This window comes from Cyclobacteriaceae bacterium, assembly GCA_013141055.1.
Taxonomy (GTDB): domain Bacteria; phylum Bacteroidota; class Bacteroidia; order Cytophagales; family Cyclobacteriaceae; genus ELB16-189.
In genome coordinates, this window is sequence record JABFRS010000001.1 from 1,585,974 (window position 1) to 1,607,260 (window position 21,287).

The window sequence follows — 21,287 nt, forward strand, 5'->3', positions numbered from 1 at the left end:
CAAGAATCAGGTTGAAAATCCTTGCGAAACAGAATCATTTTGTAACATGAAAAAAATTGACGCTTTAGCCTGGAAAGAAACACTGCACTCTCTCAACGAAAAAGGATATGCCATCATTCCAACCTTATTTTCAAACGATGATTGCGAAAAATTATCCGATTTATATTTCAGAGATAATTTGTATCGCAGCACCATCAACATGCAGCGTTATCGCTTTGGGAAAGGTGAGTATAAGTATTTCAGCTATCCCCTGCCAGAAGTCATACAATGCATAAGAGAAACTTTATATCCCCCACTGGCAAACCTTGCAAATGAGTGGATGCGTCATTTGGGGATTGAGGAAAATTTTCCATTGGATCACAAAACATTGATAGAGCTTTGCCAAAGCAAGAGTCAGCTAAGGCCCACACCATTAATACTGAGATATGAGACTGGCGGATTCAATACTCTTCACCAGGATTTGTATGGAGATGTTTACTTTCCTTTTCAGGTAGTATTTGCATTGAGTCAATCCGGTAAGGATTTTGAAGGAGGTGAATTTGTACTGGTGGAGCAATTACCCCGTGCGCAGTCAAAAGCTCAGGTTATCAATCTTCAGAAGGGTGATGCCATGATCTTTACAACTAATTTCAGACCTGTGATGGGAACAAGAGGTTATTACAGGGCAAAAATAAAACACGGGATCAGTCAATTGACATCCGGAGTAAGATTTGCGCTTGGGATTATTTTTCATGATGCCAGATGATAACGCATAAAGATCTTCAAGACAAGGAGCTTGCACTCTTAATAAAGAGAGGTGAAATAACTTTAGCCGGGAATCGTAAACTAAAGATCTATGGAAAGTTCAGCTGTAGTTCCGGCAAACGGATGAAGAAAGAGAATCGGGTATTCTTTAAAGATGAAAAAGAATCAATTGCCAATGGTTTTCGGCCTTGTAAAAATTGCATGAAGTAATCTTCAAACTATTTTTTGCCCCTTACCGGCAGCTCACCTTTCAACTGCTCTGCTACGAGCAAAACAAAATCCTTACCCTTTACAAAACCCTTCCCCAATTCCGCTTCATACTTATCTGTTATACCTAACGCAGGAATGTCTTCTACTTTTTTACCCTTTTTCAAAGCAGCAAGCACCTGATCGCGAATGTCTACAAGCTTGTCGCGAAAAATCTTCACATCGGATTTTGTACCCAGGTCACCATGACCGGGAATAACTTTCGAATTATCATCCATCATAGCAAGTGCTTTCTCAAGAGTACTGATATAGCCTGAAAAAGTTCCGCCACTTCCTGTATCAACGAAGGGATAGCCCGTGCGTGTAAACGCATCACCAGTATGCCAGATGTTTGCCTTTTTGAAATGTACAAATATGTCGCCGTCGGTATGTCCATTATCAAAGTGAACGAGCTCAATGTCTTCATCATTCAAATGAAAATTCAATTGATTGGCAAACGTAATGGCAGGCCATGCATCTTTGTCACGCGGAGGGGTCGCGCGATTGGTCCTTACATTCATTTGTTCTTTCATCATCCTATCCCTGACAAGGTCATGCGCAACGATCGTTACTCCCATCCTTTTGAAATTCTCATTTCCACCGGAATGATCCCCATGAAGGTGAGTATTGACCAGAAACCGTATCTCACCTGGATCAATCGTCTTAATTGCACCGTTGATCTTATTTGAAAGTGGAGCAAACTGATCATCAATCATCAAAGTCCCTTCCTTTCCAATCAGCAATCCTATGTTGCCGCCTGCTCCCTTCAACAAGTAAATATTCTCTGTAATCTTTTGTGGACGGATTCTGAGAGTATCAAAATTCTGCTGGGCAGATATCTGGAATGAGCAAAGAATCAGAAGGCAGAAAAAACCTGTGTTTTTCATAAGGAGGAGATTTGAGTCCAATAAAGTAACAGGAAGTTGTATCAATCCGCAAGAAACAGGTTGAGAAAGAGTACGCACCAGAAGAACTTTGATCCATCAAAAAACAATAGCTTTATGATCGTGTCAACCGAAACAAACATCAATTATCAGCGCATTGAAGAGGCCATCCGATATCTGGAGCAAAATTTCCAGCGTCAGCCGGAACTCGACGAAGTGGCAGAAAAAGTACACCTGAGCTCATTCCATTTTCAAAGAATTTTTACAGAATGGGCAGGCATTAGTCCCAAGAAATTTCTGCAATACTTAACCGTAGACTTTCTTAAAACCAGAATACAAAGTTCAAAGAACATTGTTGAAGCTGCAGAATCTGCCGGACTATCAAGTCAGTCGAGGGTATATGACCTCTTTACAACACTGGAAGCCGTCACTCCTCAGGAGTATAAATTGCATGGTTCAGGAATAAGTATTCAATATGGTTTTCATGAAACACCTTTTGGAACAAGCCTTATTGGAACAACAGACAGAGGTGTCTGCTGGCTATCCTTTGTTAATATAGGCGATGATCCAAAAATTGAGCTTGACAAAATGAAAGATCACTGGAATCAATCTGTGTTTCATCAGGATCAGGCATTAACATCTAAGTTTACAGATCAGATCTTTGGAAGCGAACGATCTGCTTCTCAAAATAAAATTCATGTCTTTGTAAAGGGGACGAATTTTCAGATCAAGGTATGGGAAGCCTTGCTGCGATTACCGATGGGAAGTGTTACCACATATCAAAACATTGCAGAGAAAATAAAAAATCCCAAAGCAATGCAAGCGGTGGGCTCCGCGGTAGGATCTAATCATATTGCCTATCTGATCCCATGTCACCGTGTGATTCGCAAGGATGGTATACTTGGAGAATACCGATGGAGCGCTCCAAGGAAGAAAAGCATCATCGGTTGGGAGATGGCGAAAGCTTCTTAGAAGATCAGAGATATGGGCAAAGATTAAAAGTTGATCCTGATTTAATCTTTAATCTTTTAAGTAGTTTCGTTGATACAATCATCAAAATGAAACTTCTCCAACAACTCTGTTCTATTCCCGGAACCTCCGGACACGAAGCAGCAATAAAAGATTTTTTACTCCGCTATATTCAAAAAGAAAAAAAATCCTGGAAATTAAAGCCTGAGATTTTTCATGGAGATGGATTCCAGGATTGTATTGTTCTAAAGTTCGGAAAACCCAAGACCGCCATCTTCGCACATATGGATACAGTTGGATTCACCGTGCGCTACTTTAACCAACTGGTTTCAGTGGGGAGCCCTGATGCTGATAAAGGAGCAATATTGGTGGGGCATGATCGGCAGGGTCCTGTAGAGTGCGAGCTGGAGATTGATAAAGATCAGCATGCGCTGTACAAGTTCGGACGTGTCATTGAACGCGGCACTCCTCTCTCCTACAAAATTGATTTCAGGGAATCAAAGGATTATATCCAGACAGCATATCTCGATGACCGTCTGGGGATCTATGTTGCACTGAAAGTTGCAGAAACATTAAAAGATGGTGTGATCGTATTCAGCTGCTGGGAAGAACATGGTGGAGGAACAGTGCCTTTCCTCGCCAAATTTATTTATGAAAAGTGGGGCGTTAAACAAGCGCTCATCTCCGATATCACATGGGTTACAGATGGCGTAGCTCATGGAAAGGGAGTTGCTATTTCCCTGCGTGACAGAAATATTCCCCGACGTGAATTCATCGACCGTGTTATTAAGGTCGCGGAGAAAAATAAAATTCCTTATCAATTGGAAGTAGAAGGTGGTGGTTCCAGTGATGGAGGTGAACTTCAACGTACACCTTATCCTTTTGACTGGTGTTTTGTCGGAGCTCCGGAAAAAGATCCACATACTCCGAATGAAAAAGTTCACAAAAAGGACATAGAGTCAATGATCAAATTGTATGAGAAGGCAATGAAAGAACTTTGAGCGTCGGAAGATGATGGTGATAAGCTCAATACAAATCTGATATATATGATGGAGTGGCGGGCTTAAGTTAGCGCCACAACAATCTGCTTCTTACTAAATACCTTATCTTTGTGCCGTCGTAATACCGCGCATGAAGATCAAAGACCTGGAATTCAAGAAGTTTATCTCCTCTGACAAAATAGAAAAGAAGGTGGCCAGCCTTGCTCGCCAGATAAATAAGGACTACAAAGACAGATCTCCTGTCTTTCTGCCGGTTCTTAACGGATCATTCATGTTCACCTCAGATCTGATGAAAGAAATCACTCTTTCCTGCAGAATCTCTTTTGTAAAGATTTCTTCCTACGCAGGCACCAACAGCACAGGACAATTAAAAACTCTTATCGGTCATGATGAAAGTCTCTTTGGTTTAGACATTCTTATCATTGAGGATATTGTTGATACCGGATTGACGCTTCAGAAAATAATGGAGGATTTGAAAGAGCGGGGTGCCAAATCTGTTGAGGCAATTTCATTGTTCCGTAAGAAAAGTGCCCGTGATAAAAATATTGAAGTCAAGTACGTCGGCTTCGAGCTCGAAGAAGAGTTTATCCTTGGGTACGGCCTCGATTATGACGGACTAGGTCGCAACTATCAAGACATTTATCAGGCCATCATAGAAGTAAAATAGTCCGGAGAAACCCCTCTTGCATCATTATTTGGAGCGGGACAGGTCAGGAAGTATCTTCGCAATCTTTACTTTTAGTTTTTAAAAGACTGCCATGATCAACATCGTCCTCTTTGGTCCTCCCGGTGCCGGCAAAGGCACACAAAGTGACAAGCTTATACAGAAGTACGGTTTCATTCACATCTCTACCGGTGATCTTTTTCGCTGGCACATGAAAAATGATTCAACGCTTGGGAAAAAAGTAAAAGAGATCATCAACAATGGACTTCTTGTGCCGGATGAGATCACGATTGCAATGCTGAAAGAGGAACTTGATAAAAATCCAAACTCAAAAGGCTTCTTGTTTGATGGTTTCCCAAGAACAGTTCCTCAGGCAGAGGTTCTTGATAAATTCATGAAGGAAAATGGTACTGCCATCCATCATGTTATTGCTCTTGAAGTAACAGAAGCAGAGGTTCGTGGACGCATTGCCAAGAGAAGAGACACTGAGCATCGCGCAGACGACGAAGAGGATAAACTCAATAAGCGCATCAGTGAATATTTTGGAAAGACAATTCATGTACTTCCATTCTATAAAGGACTGGGTCGCCTGAATTCCGTGAATGGAATTGGAAACATTGACGATATCTTCAAGAGCATCTGCAAAATAATTGACGCTTAGATTTTAAAACAGTTTCCGGATAACGGCAACAACTTGACCAGCACCCAGAAACATGTCTAACCCGAATTTCATCGACTATGTAAAATTCCGTTCCAAATCAGGGAATGGTGGCGCCGGCTGTCTGCATTTTCATCGTGAAAAATTTATTGATAAAGGCGGACCTGACGGTGGCGACGGCGGTCATGGTGGTCATGTTATATTAAGAGGCAGTTCCAATCTCTGGACACTTCTTCATTTAAAATTCAGAAAGCATGTTAACGCTGAGAATGGCGCTGCAGGTGAAGGACGTGATTCTACCGGCAAAGACGGCAAGGATGAAATCATTGAAGTTCCATTAGGTACTATTGCCCGCCGGGCGGATGACAACGAGTTTCTGTGTGAAATTAATGCCGATGGACAGGAAGTAATTCTCACTCCTGGTGGTCGCGGTGGAAAAGGAAATGCATGGTTTAAAACTTCAACGCAACAAGCTCCTCAGTATGCTCAGCCTGGAGAAGCAGGCAAAGAAGAATGGGTTATTCTCGAACTTAAGTTACTGGCAGATGTTGGATTGGTTGGATTCCCAAATGCTGGCAAGTCAACATTACTCTCTGTTGTCTCTGCAGCAAAACCAAAGATTGCCGATTATGCTTTCACCACTTTAACTCCTAATCTGGGTGTAGTCTCCTACCGTGAAGGATTGTCATTCGTAATGGCTGATATTCCGGGATTAATTGAGGGAGCTTCGGAAGGTCGAGGACTTGGTATAAGATTCCTGAGGCACGTGGAGCGAAATTCTCTTCTCTTATTTTTAGTAGCGGCCGATTCAGCTGATATTAAAAAAGAGTATGATATTCTTCTGAATGAATTGAAGCAATACAATCCTGAATTGCTTGATAAGAAAAGGCTTCTTGCTGTTTCGAAATCTGATTTGCTCGATGATGAATTGAAAGCAGCCATCCGAAAAGAAATGCCGAAGGATCTTCCATTCACCTTTATCTCTTCCATAACCAATCAGGGCATTACAGAGTTGAAGAACCTGATCTGGAAAGAATTGCACTAAAAATTAAGGAAAGTCCTCCCTTTATCCGCTCTCATTTCTATGCCCACATTGTACGGATTCGTACAATGTAGTTACCACAAAACTTTATTTCTTTACGGATTTCCCAATATTTCAATCTGGCATCATTATTAATACTACGAATAGGAATTAATTATCCGCCTATGAAAAAGTATCAGTTGGGAGAATTTGAAGAGATCGTCATGCTCACGGTGGGCATACTCCATCTTGAGGCTTATGGAGTTTCCATCAAAAAGGAAATTGAAACACGTCTTTCACGCAAAGTCAGTGTTGGTGCACTTCAATCTGCACTTATCCGTCTTGAAGACAAGGGCTATCTCAAATCCCGTGAAGGAGATGCAACAGAGGAACGTGCCGGAAGGCCGAAAAAATATTTTCAAATCACTGCGCTCGGAAAAAAAGCAATGGAGTACTCTAAAAGTACCCGTAATGAACTTTGGGATGCAATTCCTAAAATGGCATTGAGTCTTAAAATCGCCGGTTGATCACATGAAAAATTCCCCTCCTGAAAATTTCCTCCTCTTCTTTCGATGGTTCTGCCATCCGAAGTTGAAGGATTCTATTGAGGGAGATCTTATAGAGCTGTATAATGAAAAAATCAAAATAAACGGAAAATTAAAAGCCGACTGGAAATTCAGGATGGATGTTCTGCTTCTCTTCCGTCCGGGCATTATAAAATCAACAACTGAAAGCACTCATTCAAACCATTTCGATATGATCAAAAGTTATTTTAAAATGACATTGAGAAGCCTGATGAAAAACAAAGGCTACTCGTTCATCAATATCATCGGACTCTCAACCGGAATTGCGGTGGCGATTCTGGTAGGACTATGGATGAAAGATGAGCTTTCGTTCGATTCTTATTTCAGTAATCATGAGAGCATCGCAGAAGTCATGGTTGTCCAGTCAAATGAAGGTCAATCGTCTACAGGAACTACAATTTCCTCCATGATTGCTGATCCACTGCAAACAAAGTACGGAAGTGATTTTCAATCTATGTCACTCGCTTCTTATGAAAGTGAATACTTCATGTCTGTTGAAGACAGGATGTTATCGAGCACCGGAATGTCAGTCCAGAAAAGCTTTCCTGAAATGTTCACACTCAATATGATTCAGGGAACCCGTGGAGCGCTCAGTGATCCTTCCACCATGCTCATCAGTATGTCTTTGTCAAAATCATTGTTTGGCGAAGCAAATCCGATCAATAAGACAATTCGTCTCAATAATAAATTTGACATGACCATTGGAGGAGTATTTGAAGATTTTCCCAACAACACAACTTTCAGTAACACAAAGTTTCTTCTGCCCTGGGAACACCCGGACAATTACAACAACTCTATAACGGAGTGGAGAAATCACCACTGCCTCATGTTTGTCCAACTGGAAGATCCTGCCAACATCAACGAAGTAATTGAAAAGATCAAGGGACTTCCGATGCCTTATATCACCGGCTGGAAAGAAGAGCTCACCTTACAGCCATTGGATCGCCTTCACCTTTACAATGAGTTCAAGGAAGGAAAATCCGTTAATGGAAGAATTGAGTTGGTTTGGATGCTGGGAATCATTGGCGGATTCATTTTACTTCTCGCCTGTATCAACTTTATGAATCTTTCAACAGCACGAAGTGAAAAGCGCGCTAAAGAAGTTGGTATTCGCAAAACAATCGGTTCGGTACGCAGTCAACTGATCAGTCAATTTCTGGTTGAGTCAATCGTGGTGGCAATGATTTCATTAATGGTAGCGATGATGCTCGTTCAGCTCTCCCTTCCTTTTTTCAATTCAATCGCAAATAAAAAGATGACGATTCTTTGGAGTGAGCCTTTCTTCTGGTTTTTGATTCTGGGGTTTGCGCTCTTTGCGGGAATTCTATCCGGAAGCTATCCGGCTTTTTATCTGTCATCATTCAAGCCGATCAAAGTACTTAAAGGAACTTTCAAATCCGGAAGTATGGCAGCACTTCCCAGAAAAATCCTGGTGGTTTTACAGTTTACCGTATCTGTAACACTCATCATTGGGACTACCATAATTTTCAAACAAATAGAATATGCAAAAGACAGACCGGTTGGATATTCAAGGGAAGGGTTAATAACAGTGCGGGTTAATACAGATGAACTACGTGATCATTATGATGTGGTACGTCATGAGATTTTGCAGACAGGAGTTATAGAAAACGTTGCCTCTTCCTCACAATCACCGGCACATTTCAGAAATAACAACTCCATCGACTGGCAGGGAAAAGATCCAGCGCTAACGATCTTCTTCCGCAATGTGAATGTTAGTTCCGATTTCGGGAAAACGATTGGATGGAAGATCATCGAGGGCCGCGATTTTTCAGGAGAAATACTCAGTGATTCATCAGCGGTAATCTTCAACAAAAGTGCGATTGATGCCATGCATCTGGAAGCTCCTTTAGGTCAGGTGATCAAGTTCCGCGATAAGGAATACACCATCGTAGGTATTACCGATGATATGCTAACACAATCACCTTATGATCCTCTGGAACCGTCTTTCTTTATCATGAAAAAAAGCAAGAGTGTTATCGTTCTCAGAATTCGTCAGGATATTTCCCCACAGGAAGCCTTTGCTACCATTGAGCCTATATTTAAAAAGCATAATCCCAGCGCACCTTTCGTCTACAATTTTGTTGATCTGGAGTACGGTAAAAAATTCGCGGACGAGCAGCGTGTCGCCAATCTTGCAACTGCGTTCGCACTCCTGGCAATCTTTATTTCATGCCTTGGGCTATCAGGACTTGCATCATTCGTGGCGGAGCAACGCACAAAGGAAATAGGAATCAGAAAAGTAATGGGCGCTTCCGTAACCAACTTATGGAAATTGTTGTCCAAGGACTTTGTAATCCTTGTTATTGTTTCGTGCGCGATCTCTGTTCCTATTGCTTCACATTATCTCGAAAAATGGCTGATGAAGTATAAGTATCACACAGACATTTCATGGTGGGTGCTTTTCTCGACATGTTTGGGAGCATTGATCATTACTTTGCTGACGGTGAGCTACCAATCTCTTAAAGCAGCGATTGCAAATCCTGTAAAGAGTTTAAGATCAGAATGACATGAAGGGTAAAAAAGATCCCCCTCAACTTCTTCTGAAATTCTTTCGATGGTTTTGCCATCCAAAGCTAAGAAGTTCAATTGAGGGTGATCTTACAGAATTATACAATGAACGTCTCGAGGAAATTGGCAAGCGAAAAGCAGATTGGAAATTCTCAATCGATGTTTTGCTTCTCTTTAGACCAGGAATCATCAGGCCATCGGAAGGATATCAACAAATAAATCAGTACGGCATGTTTAAAAATTACTTTAAAGTAGGAATCAGAAATATCCTTAAGTATAAGGTTTTTTCCTTCATCAATATTTTCGGATTGGCAGTAGCCATGTCCGTTTGCATGCTGATCATCTTAATGCTGGCTGATCAAAAAAGCTACGATCAGTTTCACGAAAAGAAAGATCGTATCTATCGTGTGCTGACAAAAATAAAAACGTCTTTAAAGCCAAATGCTTCAAGTCCATTTCCATTAGCCCAGGCGATCAGGTCCGAATACCCTATCACTGAAAGTGCAACCCAACTAACTCCTGGTCCCGGTGGAGATGTTATGTACAAAGAAAAGAGCGTTGAGATGCGGGGATTCTTTGCTGATCAGGATTTCTTTAATGTATTCAGCTTTCCTCTAAAAGCAGGGAATAAGAAGAATGCACTCGCTTCTCCCCACTCAATGATCATCACCAGTAACATGGCTGACAGGTTATTTAAAAATGAAGATCCCATTGGAAAAACGGTTGATTTCACCAATCGAGGACTAAATCATTTAATGGGCGATGGCGAGTCATCAGCATCACCATGGGGAAGTTTTACCATCACAGGAGTCGTGGATGACGGTGCATTTAAATCACATATAAAATTTGATCTGTTGATTTCAGCGTCCACTATGCCTGCGCTTTACACTGAAGAGAAGATTCTCAACAGGACCGATGACTGGCAACAATATTCCTATACTTATACGTATGTGTTGCTGAATTCAAAAAGCAATGATAATGATCTTAAAGACGCATTGAACGATCTGGCTCAACGTAAATACAAAGACTTTGAAAAACTCAAAGGACTTACGTTGATTGCTCAAAGCCTACCGGACATTACACCTGGAATTTTTGTCGGAAACCCCATCAGCTTCAGCTTACCAATCGAAGTCTATTATCTTCTTTCAGTTCTTGCTCTTGCCATCATGATCTCAGCGGGAGTTAATTATACTAATCTCTCAACCGCCAGAGCTCTTACACGTGCCAAAGAAATTGGTGTTCGCAAGATTACCGGAGCAAGACGAAGAGATCTGGTATATCAGTTCTTGAGTGAATCAGTAATGATATCATTTTTGGCGCTGATGCTGGCAATGGTGTTGATGAATTTCATCAAACCAGCCTTTAAAGGATTCTGGGTAAATCAGTTTTTACACTTTGAGTTGGATCAGAATCTTTATGTCTATTTGGCTTTTGCCGTGTTTGCGCTTTTGGTCGGGATATTTGCAGGAACTTACCCGGCATTCCTGTTATCAAAATATCAGCCATTACAGGTTATCCGCAAAAGAGAAAATGAAAAACCCAATAAGTGGGGAACTCAAAAGTTTCTAAGCACATCTCAATTTGTTATCTCTCTGTTCTTTATCACCACCTCCATCCTTCTATACAATCAATTCCGACATCACCTTGCTATTGATTATGGTCTTGATTCAAAGCATGTTGTAAACATTAAACTCCAGGGAAATGATTATGATAAAGTTGCCAATGAACTTGTCAAAACGCCAGGCGTAATAAATGTTTCTGCCAGCGACTATCTCCCGGCGACAGGAACTCAAAACGGAGCCTCATTAAAAATTGCCGGTAGTGAAAAAGATTTTATTCAGCACACCGTATTGCAGGCAAACAATTTGTTTACAGAAAATCTTGACATCAGGATCATTGCCGGAAAAAATTTACCATCAAGTCAAAATTCCAAGTACATTCTAGTAAACCGCTCTGCGGCCAGGAGACTTGGCTTTGAAAATCCTTCCGATATTATTGGTCAGTTAATAGAACGAAGTGGCAGTTCTGAAAATCTGGAAGTAATCGGAGTGATGGAGAACTTCCGTTTTCGTATGCCCAGTGAGCAGGAGGAAATTGCTCCCTTGATGATTTCGGATAAACCTTCTGCTTATCGCTATGCCAATATCCGGTTTGTTGCAACAGACCGGGCTGAGTTTGTGTCACGTCTTGATGAAGCGTGGAAACAGATTGATACGTCTCATCCACTGAGTTATAAATTCTACGATGATCAGCTTGCAGAAAACAACCAGGGTTTTGTTGATATCGTTTCGATCATTGGATTCATTGCATTCCTTGCGATCACCATTGCTTGCCTTGGAATGTTAGGAATGGCAACATACTCTGTTGAAAGAAGAACTAAGGAAATCGGTGTTCGTAAAGTACTGGGAGCGGGAGACAATACAATTGCTCTTCTATTATCAAAAAGCTTTTTGAGAGTACTTACGGTGTCCGTTTTTATCGGCGCACCTCTGAGTTATTTTGTGAATAACCTTTGGCTTCAACGCTTTCCAAACCGTGTTGATTTTGGATGGGGTACCATCCTTACCGGAGCCTTCATTCTGCTCTCTCTTGGACTGATTACCATCGGCTCACAGGCTTTTCGTGCCTCACGCAACAATCCTGTAGACTCCCTGCGGATGGAATAACATTGCTTAATTTCTGATTTCTCTTCCCTACTAATCAGGTCAGTTTGGCGCAATTCGGCCTTTGGCAAAATTCTTGTCATTTTGCGGGTTATTCATCATAAAAAGAATGGGAAACTCAATGGAACAGGGAACAGGATCAGATAAAACTGAGAATTTGATGGCAGAAACGCCGATCGAACCCTCTCAGGACGCAGGAACAAAGACAGAGGGTAATGCCGGGGCCGATCCTTTAAAGAAGTTGCAGGACGAATTGGCAGAATCCAAAGACAAATATGTGCGGCTATACGCTGAATTCGAAAATCATCGTCGTCGCACAGCAAAAGAAAAGCTGGAGATGATACAGGGGGCTAATGAGCAATTACTCAAAGCACTTCTCCCAATCGTCGATGATTTCGAACGCGGAGAAAAAGCATTCAAAGACAAAAACGATAAAGAGTCGGAAGGATTTTTTCTGATCCAGAATAAATTCAGAAAGACACTTGATCAATATGGTGTCAAGCTGATGGAAGTTGGAAAGGGATCTGAATTCAATCCGGACTTACATGAAGCCATCACTTCTGTACAGGCTGAAGAAAAATTAAAAGGCAAAGTCGTTGATGTTGTTGAGAAAGGATATCTGCTGAATGAAAAGGTTATTCGCTTCGCTAAAGTGGTAACCGGATCTTAATCTGAAATCCTCTAGTATCTAACAACATCAAAAAAAATCATGGCCAAGAGAGATTATTACGAAATACTCGGAGTTAGCAAATCCGCAACACCAGAAGAAATCAAGAAAGCTTACCGCAAGGTGGCAATTCAATTTCATCCTGATAAAAATCCAGGCAATAAAGAGTCTGAAGAAAAATTCAAGGAAGCTGCGGAGGCCTATGAAATTTTAAGTAACACTGAAAAGAAAGCGCAATACGATCGCTTTGGTCATAACCGTCCTGGAATGGGTGGAGGCGGTAGCGGCAACATGAACATGGATGACATCTTCAGTCAGTTCGGAGATATCTTCGGTGGCGGAGGCGGTGGTGGAGGAAATCCATTTGAAAGTTTCTTTGGTGGTGGGGGTTCGCGCGGTGGTGCACAACGGAGAGGATCAAATCTTAGAATTAAACTCAAGCTCACATTGGAAGAAATCGCCAATGGAGTTGAGAAGAAAATAAAAGTTAACCGTCTGGTTAGAGCGGAAGGTGTTACATTTAAAACGTGTTCTACCTGTCAGGGGAATGGACAGGTTAGAAAAGTTGTGAACACGATGCTTGGACAAATGGTATCGGCTTCTACCTGTCCTACCTGTAATGGAACAGGACAAATCATTGACAAACGTCCTTCCGGTGTTGACAGCTCTGGACTTTCTTCCAAAGAAGATCTTCTCTCTATAAAAATTCCTGCTGGTGTTGCAGATGGCATGCAGTTGTCCATGGCTGGCAAGGGTAATGAATCTCCGGGAGGAGGTGCCGCTGGCGATCTTTTGATCTTGATTGAAGAGCAGGAAGACAAAGATCTTAAGCGTGACAATAATAATCTTGTTTATGATCTTCATGTGAGCTTCATCGATGCAGCCTTAGGTACAAGTGTTGAAGTTCCTTCCATTGGCGGTAAGGTGAGGATCAAGATTGATCCGGGAACTCAAAGCGGAAAAATTCTTCGCCTTCGCGGCAAAGGCCTTAAGGATCTTAATGGATATGGAACCGGTGATCAACTCATTTATGTGAATGTCTGGACACCAAAAAAACTCAGCTCAGAGGAAAAGGCAATTCTGGAAAAGCTTCGTGCCTCTACAAACTTTCAACCGCATCCTGATAGCTCCGAAAAAGGGTTTTTTGAACGCATGAAGGAGTATTTCGGGCAGGAGTAGAAATTATTCGTCATACCGACCATTATTTTCCAACCTTTCCATGAATTGCCCGTATATGACCAATTACGGGTGATAATTAACGATTTCTTAACGTTTATTAACTCCGTTTTAACCTGGACAGACGGAAGAATCGTACTAATACTATGGTGAAGACCTTATCGTTGGCAATTGCAGGGTGGATGAGTGCGGGGGTGGTGGTAGGCCAAATGAAAAAGCAGATGTCGGTTGATGACCAGCAAAACTGCAAGACGGTCGAGCTTTCTCTTACAGCCAAAACCGGAAACTGCTTTATCAGACCCGGCCAAACAAACGAATTACTTTCTCTTTACAGCAATCACAATCCTGGTGAGTATTCTCATGTTTTCAGCAATGAGGTAAATAATGAAGTGGCTTATGTGAAATTGGCCCTGTCTCAGGATGGTCAGCGTGGTGTCAGCAATAAAATCTCCTACCAGGTTTTTGGTGGCGAAGAAAATACAACTGACAAGCTTTGGAAAGTATATCTCACAGACGCGAAACCTTATTCACTTAATTTAAGCTACGGGTTGGGCAATGCCAACATTGATCTGTCTGGCTTGTCAATTAAAAAATTGAAAATCAATACCGGCAGTGCGGATGTTAATGTCGCTTATACAATCGGTACTGAGAACAAAGTGGAGATGGACACTTTTTTCGTGAAGGTTGATCTCGGCTCACTCAATGCAAAACACATCAATCTTTCCAGGTCAAAATTTGTAATGGCTGAAGTTGGTTTTGGAAATATCTTCCTTGATTTCTCAGATAAACCTGAGGTAATGCCTGTTGTGAAAGGAAGTGTGGGGGCCGGTAATCTTGTTATTCTTTTACCAGAAGAATCTGTGCCTGTTATGGTCAAGATCAACGAATCGTGGTTGTGCAGTGTGAACCTTTGCAAGAACCTGAAAAAAATCAGCGAGAATAAATATGCTAATGCAGCATATACCCGTAACCCAAAAGATGCCCTGACGTTCGACCTGGATGTCTCAATGGGAAAGATCATCTTCAAGGAAAAGAATTAATATTAATAAATCTCACTAGGCATTTTTTCTATTGCCTTGCTGTAATTATCGTCTTATTTTTGGTATTCACTCTTTAATCCCAAGTTATTGTGGAAGCACTTGTAGTTCGTGGAGTTACCAAGCAGTATGCTAATCACACTGCATTAGACAATGTAGATCTGACGGTACCTGAAAAATCAATTTTTGGATTACTCGGACCCAATGGAGCTGGTAAGACCACTCTTATCCGGATCATTAATCAGATCATTAATGCCGATAGCGGAACCATCACTTTGTTTGGACAGCCACTCAGTGGTGACCACGTTGGAGTGATCGGATATCTGCCGGAAGAGCGCGGTCTTTATAAGAAAATGAAAGTAGGGGAGCAGTTGATCTATTTTGCTCAGTTGAAAGGACTTTCCCGCAGCGAGGCCATTGCTAAAATCAAAGTCTGGGTAGAAAAGTTTGATATCAAAGATTGGCTTGACAAGAAAGTAGAAGATCTTTCAAAAGGAATGGCCCAGAAGGTACAATTCATCAGCACCGTGATGCACGAGCCACGTCTGATCATTCTCGATGAGCCCTTTTCAGGATTTGATCCGGTGAACGCACAACTTATTACCAATGAAATTCTTGATCTGAAGAGGAAGGGATCCACCATCATTTTTTCCACTCACAGAATGGAAACGGTTGAAGATCTCTGTGATGATATCGCGCTCATCAATAAATCAAAGAAGATTCTGGAGGGGAGTAAGAGACAGGTAAAGGCCAAGTATAAGAGCAACACATTTACAGTAGAGCACCGAGGAGCGTTTACTTTCAGTGGAGGACCTTATGATCTGATCTCCCAGAAGGCTGTTGAAGATGATATTCTGTCATCAACAATTAAAATGACAGGACAGGGAGGACCAAACGATTTGATTCGTCTTCTTACTCAATTGACAGAGGTGAGTAGTTTTCAGGAGAAAATACCCAACATGAGTGAAATATTTATAAGCCTAGTGAAAGGAGAATCCCATGAATAAGATCTGGTTAATCATTCAGCGTGAGTTTTTAAGCCGCGTGCAGAAGAAATCATTTTTGGTAGCAACCATTCTGATCCCGTTGATCTTTCCGGCGATCATCGGTATCCTCGTGTATGTTGCAAAGCAATCTGCAAAGGGAGCTAAGAGGGAAGTCATTCATTACGTTGATGAGAGCAAAATATTTATCCCCGACACAGCGAAGTATATTTTTAAGAAGTTCGATGGCCCTTTGAAAGAGGCTAAAACAGCTTTTGATAATTCAAAGGATTTTGGTCTTCTGTACATTCCAGCATTTGAACTATCAAAACCGGACGGAATCACGTTGTACACAAAATTAAATCCAAGTCTTGATGATGTGGGCAATGTCGAAAGATTATTGGCCAATCAAATCAAAGAACTCAAGATGCTGAAGCTTAACATTGACAAGAAGCTTCTCGATAGCCTTAAAACTACCGTAAGCATCAAGACTGTAAAACTAAGTGAGGGCGGTCAGGAGAAATCCAGTAACTCAGGAGTTTTGTTTGGTATTGGAATGACGGGTGGAATTCTGATGTACATGTTCATCTTCATTTATGGCGCCCAGATCATGCAGGGGATCATTGAAGAAAAATCCAGCAAAGTCGTTGAGGTTATTGTGTCTTCCGTGAAACCGTTTCAATTAATGATGGGAAAAATCATTGGACTTGCATCAGTGGGTCTTCTGCAATTTCTCATATGGGCCATTCTGATTAGCACACTGACATTTGGTGTACTGGGTTATTTCGGAGTTGACTCTCCATCACAACAGGCAATGCAACAAATGGGAGATCAGGTCGCGGCACAACAGGCTGCTGCCAACTCACAGGTTATGAATATTATGGGAGAGATCATGAGTCTGCCATGGACCTATCTCATTTTCAACTTTATCTTCTATTTCTTAGGGGGATACCTGATCTATGGAGCTTTGTTTGCTGCTGTTGGTTCCGCAGTAGACAGTCCAGCAGAAGCTCAGCAATTTATGTTCCCGATCACAATACCCTTACTGATTTCATACATGAGCTTGTTTATGTTTATCGTGAAGGATCCTCATGGCACAGTGAGTGTATGGTTATCGATCATACCATTCACATCACCTATTGCAATGATGGGTAGAATCGGCTTTGAAGTACCATTATGGCAATTGTTGCTGTCGATGGGTTCTCTCATTGGCGGGTTCTTGTTGACCACCTGGGTTGCCGGAAGAATCTACCGTGTTGGAATCCTCATGCATGGAACCAAAGTAAGCTTCAAGGTGATGGCGAAGTGGTTTATGCAACGCGGATAATCCAACGCCAGAGTATATTAATTTCAAATCTTTTAAAAGGCCGGGCTAATTGCCTGGCCTTTTTATTTTCTACTATCCTCTCCTACAATGAGAGACACCGCGAGCCAATAGCTTTTTGTTATCTTTCGAAATGGCCAAAGCCGCTCGGATCGCATCCATGGACTTCTATCGGGAACACACCAACCTGAAGTGGGTCATTCTTGCTGTTTCAGTCATCATCAGTGTTGGCACAATCTACTACACAAACATTCTTGTTGAGCAGTTAAAAGGACGGGAACGAAACCAGGTAAGTCTTTTTGCCAAAGCACTGGAGTACACTTCCAACGATACCGACAACAATATTCTTTTTATTACTGAGGAGATCATTTACAAGAACAACTCCATCCCTACTATTTTACTGGATGACAAGGATAACATTGTCAATTTCAAAAATGTAGAGATCGATTCACTCTGGACTCCAAAGGAAAAGGAAAAGGAACTTCAGAAGCAGTTGAAAGAAATGAAACGAACTTATCCTCCGATCGAGATCGTTTCAAAAGATCCTGTGACATCGGAAGTATTCGGCAAGCAATACGTTTATTACAAAAATTCATTTCTGCTAACACAATTGATTGCATATCCCTACATTCAGTTATCCGTCATCGCCATTTTTGGTTTCATCTCTTACTTGGCTTTTAATTATTCAAGAACAGCAGAGCAGAATCGTGTGTGGGTAGGACTTGCAAAAGAAACTGCTCACCAGCTTGGAACACCTTTGTCATCACTTATGGCATGGATAGAAGTGCTGAGAGATGATCCACAGATCCGTGGAAAGGGAATTGTTGAGGAGCTTGACAAGGACATTCGAAAACTAAGAGTTGTGACAGAGCGCTTTTCAAGCATTGGCTCCACTCCTACGTTAAAAGATGAAAACATCTATCAGCTTATTAATAATGTAGTGAGCTATCTGCAGCCACGGGTTTCATCAAAGATCAATATTGAAGTATATACTCTTTCGGAAACGATCAGAGCGAAAGTTCATGCACCCCTTTTTGAATGGGTCATTGAGAACCTATGTAAAAATGCCGTGGATGCCATGGGAAGCACTGGTACGATTGCCATTAAAATCCTTAGGGGTAATGAGGGCAAAGTTTTCATTGACATTTCTGACACCGGAAAGGGCATGAACAAGTCCGTTATTTCAAGCGCCTTCAAACCTGGCTTTACTACCAAAAAGAGAGGCTGGGGCCTTGGACTTGCCCTGGCGAAGCGCATTATTGAATTATACCATCAGGGCAAAATTTTTGTCAAATCGTCGGAAGAAAATCAGGGTACAACCTTCCGGATTGAATTAAAAAGTGCTTAGGCCTTGATGTTGATTTTCAGGCAGTTAGAAGGGTAAAAAATTCCTTTATTTTTAAGTTTGGCTCTTGGCGAAGCCCTTCGCGAAAGCTACTTTTGTGGCCGGATTTTAATGACCACCTAATTATATACCCTCAATGGCAAACTTTGGAAGAATCACTCAGGTAATCGGCCCCGTAGTAGACGTTGCGTTCGATGAACCGGGTACTAAACTCCCTAATATTCTTGACTCTTTATCTGTAACAAAAGGTGATGGAACGGTAGTCGTACTGGAATGTCAGCAGCATCTTGGCGAAGATCGTGTACGCACGGTGGCCATGGATGGAACAGAAGGACTTGTTCGTGGCATGAAAGTAACAGATAGCGGCTCACCAATTCAGATGCCAATCGGAGACGACATCAAGGGTCGCCTTTTCAACGTGGTAGGTCAGGCAATCGATGGTATCAAGCAGCCAAAAGGTGACAAGGGACTTCCTATTCACCGTGCTGCTCCTCTTTACGAAGATCTTACAACTTCAACAGAAGTTCTTTTTACAGGTATTAAAGTTATTGACCTTATCGAACCTTATGCAAAGGGAGGTAAGATCGGTTTGTTTGGTGGAGCCGGTGTGGGTAAAACCGTATTGATCCAGGAATTGATCAACAACATTGCAAAGGCCTATTCAGGACTTTCAGTATTTGCCGGTGTAGGCGAGCGTACCCGCGAAGGAAACGACTTGCTTCGTGAAATGATTGAAGCAGGCATCGTTGATTACGGTGATGCATTCAAGAAATCAATTCATGAAGGCGGATGGGATCTTTCTAAAGTTGACATGGAGAAACTTAAAGACTCCAAGGCAACCTTCGTGTTTGGTCAGATGAACGAACCTCCTGGCGCTCGCGCTCGTGTGGCTTTGTCAGGTCTTACACTTGCTGAATACTATCGCGATGGTGATGGATCAGGCAAAGGCCGTGATATCCTCTTCTTCATTGACAATATCTTCCGTTTCACGCAGGCAGGTTCTGAAGTATCGGCTCTTTTAGGTCGTATGCCTTCAGCTGTAGGTTACCAACCAACGCTTGCATCTGAAATGGGTGCGATGCAGGAACGTATTACTTCAACAAAGAACGGTTCAATCACATCTGTCCAGGCGGTTTATGTACCTGCTGATGACTTGACTGACCCTGCTCCTGCAACAACATTCTCTCACCTTGATGCCACAACGGTATTGAGCCGTAAAATTTCTGAGCTTGGAATTTATCCTGCTGTGGATCCATTGGATTCAACATCACGTATCCTTCGTGCAGACATCGTTGGAGATGAACATTACAATTGCGCACAGCGTGTGAAGATGATCCTTCAGCGTTATAAAGAATTACAGGATATCATCGCTATTCTTGGTATGGATGAGCTTGGGGACGAAGACAAGCAAGTGGTAACACGCGCTCGTCGTGTTCAGCGTTTCCTTTCACAACCATTCCACGTAGCAGAAGCGTTCACCGGATTAAAGGGTGAGCTTGTTGATATCAAGGATACTATCAAAGGCTTTAATATGATCATGGATGGAGAGTTGGATCACCTTCCTGAGTCAGCATTCAATCTTGTTGGTAACATCGATCAGGCAATTGCAAAGGGCGAGAAGTTAATGGCAGAAGCCGCAAAAGCATAAACATGCATTTAGAAATCATCACTCCTGACAAGAAGATATTTGAAGGCGAAGTTTCGTTGGCCTCCTTTCCTGGCTCCGATGGATCGTTTCAGGTATTGAACAACCACGCTCCTCTCATCAGCTTGTTGGCAGATGGAGTGGTGGAGTATAAGACGAAGGAATCACGTCAGCAGGTAAAAATTACTGGCGGTGTTGTAGAAGTTTTGAAAAATAAAGTAATCGTCCTCGCGGACGGTGTGAAAGAATAATTACCATTGCTCAAATAAAAAAAGCCTTCGAATAATTCGAAGGCTTTTTTTATGTCTGTTTTGTCAGGCTTACTGTCTGATGAGCCACTTCACAAAGAACACAACACCGATCAGCAAGGAAATCCCCCCGATAATATTGAAGGCGCTTCCTCCTATAATCAATCCAACGAGACCTACTGCGCCAAAAATTGCGGCAAGCTTCAAATCATTATCCATTGCATTGCCCGCGTGCTGGGATTTTTCTGAATCCTTTTTCGCCACGTAGGATTTAATCTCATTCCTTAAATGCGTTCGCAGAGCCTTCTTTTCTGACTTGCTCATTTGCATGTAGGTCTTCTTCAATGCAGTAACATCTGCTGCAGGATTAGAAGCCAGTACAACAGGCTGCTCAGATATACTCGCAACCAAAGATTCCTGATCAACGATCAATGGAGAAACTTCAATCGCTTTTTGAGATTTCTTGCCTGCATAATAATCAGGTCGACCGAAATTGTAAGAATACTTCGGTGCAGAACATGACGCCAGCGCTACGATAGTCAACAAGACAAGGATTTTAATTTTCATGGTTTATGGATTAGTGGTTTTCTTTCTTTTAAAAATACGGCCGAAGAAGCGTTTCTCAAAGTCCCAAAAAAACTGGAATTGGCCGAAAATGAAACCATAAAATAATAGAAACACATTGTACACAGGCAATATCAGAATGTAATAGATAATGCTTGCCCACAATGGCATAGGTGCATCATTGAACAGCCATGCAAACAGCGGGCGCTTTAAAAACAAAACAGTAAATCCAGTACAGGCAAATACAATCAGGATCATAATAACCTGTAATGCACTTTTGACTTTCCAGCGGGCCTGAAGTTTATCAATCCAACTCACGGTATAATGTTAAGACC

General features: G+C 41.9%; 21 protein-coding genes. 18 read left to right on the top strand and 3 right to left on the bottom strand.

Translation table 11 applies throughout. From position 1 onward, the window contains the following. Positions 1-46 precede the first annotated feature (46 nt). Positions 47-745: a 2OG-Fe(II) oxygenase gene (locus HOP08_07040; protein ID NOT74667.1), complete on the top strand. Its 699-nt coding sequence runs from the start codon at positions 47-49 to the stop codon at positions 743-745. After that, the gene (locus tag HOP08_07045; protein ID NOT74668.1) at positions 742-954 is read left to right on the top strand and encodes a metal-binding protein; all 213 of its coding nucleotides are present in this window, start codon (positions 742-744) and stop codon (positions 952-954) included. Before HOP08_07040 ends, HOP08_07045 begins: the two co-directional genes overlap by 4 nt. An 8-nt stretch (positions 955-962) precedes the next feature. On the opposite strand, the gene HOP08_07050 is transcribed toward HOP08_07045, so the two are convergent. Next, positions 963-1,877 (bottom strand): MBL fold metallo-hydrolase, encoded by a 915-nt coding sequence (locus HOP08_07050; protein ID NOT74669.1) that lies wholly within the window; start codon positions 1,875-1,877, stop codon positions 963-965. A gap of 114 nt (positions 1,878-1,991) precedes the next feature. On the opposite strand from HOP08_07050, the gene HOP08_07055 reads away from it, so the two are divergent. The 16 genes from HOP08_07055 (at position 1,992) to atpC (ending at position 20,391) form a co-directional block, all read left to right on the top strand. After that, complete coding sequence (locus HOP08_07055; protein ID NOT74670.1) at positions 1,992-2,846, top strand: methylated-DNA--[protein]-cysteine S-methyltransferase; 855 nt, start codon at positions 1,992-1,994, stop codon at positions 2,844-2,846. Between the two features lie 86 nt (positions 2,847-2,932). After that, a complete protein-coding gene (locus HOP08_07060; GenBank protein ID NOT74671.1) occupies positions 2,933-3,844 on the top strand; it encodes a M20/M25/M40 family metallo-hydrolase in 912 nt (303 codons plus the stop codon). Positions 3,845-3,974: 130 nt separating this feature from the next. Next, complete coding sequence (hpt, locus tag HOP08_07065) at positions 3,975-4,511, top strand: hypoxanthine phosphoribosyltransferase (GenBank protein NOT74672.1); 537 nt, start codon at positions 3,975-3,977, stop codon at positions 4,509-4,511. A 91-nt stretch (positions 4,512-4,602) separates the two neighbouring features. Next, a complete protein-coding gene (locus tag HOP08_07070) occupies positions 4,603-5,169 on the top strand; it encodes an adenylate kinase (protein ID NOT74673.1) in 567 nt (188 codons plus the stop codon). A gap of 52 nt (positions 5,170-5,221) precedes the next feature. Beyond that, positions 5,222-6,211 (top strand): GTPase ObgE, encoded by a 990-nt coding sequence (gene obgE / locus HOP08_07075; GenBank protein NOT74674.1) that lies wholly within the window; start codon positions 5,222-5,224, stop codon positions 6,209-6,211. Between the two features lie 161 nt (positions 6,212-6,372). Beyond that, complete coding sequence (locus HOP08_07080) at positions 6,373-6,714, top strand: PadR family transcriptional regulator (GenBank protein ID NOT74675.1); 342 nt, start codon at positions 6,373-6,375, stop codon at positions 6,712-6,714. Between the two features lie 229 nt (positions 6,715-6,943). Next, positions 6,944-9,298: an FtsX-like permease family protein gene (locus HOP08_07085; protein NOT74676.1), complete on the top strand. Its 2,355-nt coding sequence runs from the start codon at positions 6,944-6,946 to the stop codon at positions 9,296-9,298. Position 9,299: 1 nt separating this feature from the next. Then, the gene (locus HOP08_07090) at positions 9,300-11,966 is read left to right on the top strand and encodes an FtsX-like permease family protein (protein NOT74677.1); all 2,667 of its coding nucleotides are present in this window, start codon (positions 9,300-9,302) and stop codon (positions 11,964-11,966) included. A 118-nt stretch (positions 11,967-12,084) separates the two neighbouring features. After that, positions 12,085-12,633, top strand: coding sequence for a nucleotide exchange factor GrpE (locus HOP08_07095; GenBank protein ID NOT74678.1), 549 nt, complete (start codon positions 12,085-12,087; stop codon positions 12,631-12,633). A gap of 39 nt (positions 12,634-12,672) precedes the next feature. Then, positions 12,673-13,809, top strand: a complete 1,137-nt coding sequence (gene dnaJ / locus HOP08_07100; GenBank protein ID NOT74679.1) for a molecular chaperone DnaJ — start codon at positions 12,673-12,675, stop codon at positions 13,807-13,809. 143 nt (positions 13,810-13,952) lie between these two features. After that, the gene (locus tag HOP08_07105) at positions 13,953-14,846 is read left to right on the top strand and encodes a hypothetical protein (protein NOT74680.1); all 894 of its coding nucleotides are present in this window, start codon (positions 13,953-13,955) and stop codon (positions 14,844-14,846) included. 89 nt (positions 14,847-14,935) lie between these two features. Continuing rightward, complete coding sequence (locus HOP08_07110; GenBank protein NOT74681.1) at positions 14,936-15,850, top strand: ABC transporter ATP-binding protein; 915 nt, start codon at positions 14,936-14,938, stop codon at positions 15,848-15,850. Continuing rightward, on the top strand, positions 15,843-17,153 hold the full coding sequence (locus HOP08_07115) for an ABC transporter permease (GenBank protein NOT74682.1): 1,311 nt from the start codon (positions 15,843-15,845) through the stop codon (positions 17,151-17,153). Before HOP08_07110 ends, HOP08_07115 begins: the two co-directional genes overlap by 8 nt. A gap of 130 nt (positions 17,154-17,283) precedes the next feature. Beyond that, complete coding sequence (locus HOP08_07120; GenBank protein ID NOT74683.1) at positions 17,284-18,498, top strand: HAMP domain-containing histidine kinase; 1,215 nt, start codon at positions 17,284-17,286, stop codon at positions 18,496-18,498. Between the two features lie 133 nt (positions 18,499-18,631). Beyond that, the gene (locus HOP08_07125; GenBank protein NOT74684.1) at positions 18,632-20,143 is read left to right on the top strand and encodes a F0F1 ATP synthase subunit beta; all 1,512 of its coding nucleotides are present in this window, start codon (positions 18,632-18,634) and stop codon (positions 20,141-20,143) included. Positions 20,144-20,145: 2 nt separating this feature from the next. After that, entirely contained in the window at positions 20,146-20,391 is a 246-nt protein-coding gene (gene atpC / locus HOP08_07130; GenBank protein NOT74685.1) for an ATP synthase F1 subunit epsilon, read from the top strand. A 69-nt stretch (positions 20,392-20,460) separates the two neighbouring features. On the opposite strand, the gene HOP08_07135 is transcribed toward atpC, so the two are convergent. Together HOP08_07135 and HOP08_07140 are read right to left on the bottom strand one after the other, a co-directional pair. Next, positions 20,461-20,955, bottom strand: a complete 495-nt coding sequence (locus HOP08_07135; protein NOT74686.1) for a hypothetical protein — start codon at positions 20,953-20,955, stop codon at positions 20,461-20,463. 3 nt (positions 20,956-20,958) lie between these two features. Further along, a complete protein-coding gene (locus HOP08_07140; GenBank protein NOT74687.1) occupies positions 20,959-21,261 on the bottom strand; it encodes a prolipoprotein diacylglyceryl transferase in 303 nt (100 codons plus the stop codon). Positions 21,262-21,287: the final 26 nt, after the last annotated feature.

Bases quoted from the DNA above. Each gene is read 5' to 3' on its own strand.
- HOP08_07040 (NOT74667.1), top strand. From the start codon at position 47: ATGAAAAAAATTGACGCTTTAGCCTGGAAAGAAACACTGCACTCTCTC.
- HOP08_07045 (NOT74668.1), top strand. From the start codon at position 742: ATGATAACGCATAAAGATCTTCAAGACAAGGAGCTTGCACTCTTAATA.
- HOP08_07050 (NOT74669.1), bottom strand. From the start codon at position 1,877: ATGAAAAACACAGGTTTTTTCTGCCTTCTGATTCTTTGCTCATTCCAG.
- HOP08_07055 (NOT74670.1), top strand. From the start codon at position 1,992: ATGATCGTGTCAACCGAAACAAACATCAATTATCAGCGCATTGAAGAG.
- HOP08_07060 (NOT74671.1), top strand. From the start codon at position 2,933: ATGAAACTTCTCCAACAACTCTGTTCTATTCCCGGAACCTCCGGACAC.
- hpt (NOT74672.1), top strand. From the start codon at position 3,975: ATGAAGATCAAAGACCTGGAATTCAAGAAGTTTATCTCCTCTGACAAA.
- HOP08_07070 (NOT74673.1), top strand. From the start codon at position 4,603: ATGATCAACATCGTCCTCTTTGGTCCTCCCGGTGCCGGCAAAGGCACA.
- obgE (NOT74674.1), top strand. From the start codon at position 5,222: ATGTCTAACCCGAATTTCATCGACTATGTAAAATTCCGTTCCAAATCA.
- HOP08_07080 (NOT74675.1), top strand. From the start codon at position 6,373: ATGAAAAAGTATCAGTTGGGAGAATTTGAAGAGATCGTCATGCTCACG.
- HOP08_07085 (NOT74676.1), top strand. From the start codon at position 6,944: ATGATCAAAAGTTATTTTAAAATGACATTGAGAAGCCTGATGAAAAAC.
- HOP08_07090 (NOT74677.1), top strand. From the start codon at position 9,300: ATGAAGGGTAAAAAAGATCCCCCTCAACTTCTTCTGAAATTCTTTCGA.
- HOP08_07095 (NOT74678.1), top strand. From the start codon at position 12,085: ATGGAACAGGGAACAGGATCAGATAAAACTGAGAATTTGATGGCAGAA.
- dnaJ (NOT74679.1), top strand. From the start codon at position 12,673: ATGGCCAAGAGAGATTATTACGAAATACTCGGAGTTAGCAAATCCGCA.
- HOP08_07105 (NOT74680.1), top strand. From the start codon at position 13,953: ATGGTGAAGACCTTATCGTTGGCAATTGCAGGGTGGATGAGTGCGGGG.
- HOP08_07115 (NOT74682.1), top strand. From the start codon at position 15,843: ATGAATAAGATCTGGTTAATCATTCAGCGTGAGTTTTTAAGCCGCGTG.
- HOP08_07120 (NOT74683.1), top strand. From the start codon at position 17,284: ATGGCCAAAGCCGCTCGGATCGCATCCATGGACTTCTATCGGGAACAC.
- HOP08_07125 (NOT74684.1), top strand. From the start codon at position 18,632: ATGGCAAACTTTGGAAGAATCACTCAGGTAATCGGCCCCGTAGTAGAC.
- atpC (NOT74685.1), top strand. From the start codon at position 20,146: ATGCATTTAGAAATCATCACTCCTGACAAGAAGATATTTGAAGGCGAA.
- HOP08_07135 (NOT74686.1), bottom strand. From the start codon at position 20,955: ATGAAAATTAAAATCCTTGTCTTGTTGACTATCGTAGCGCTGGCGTCA.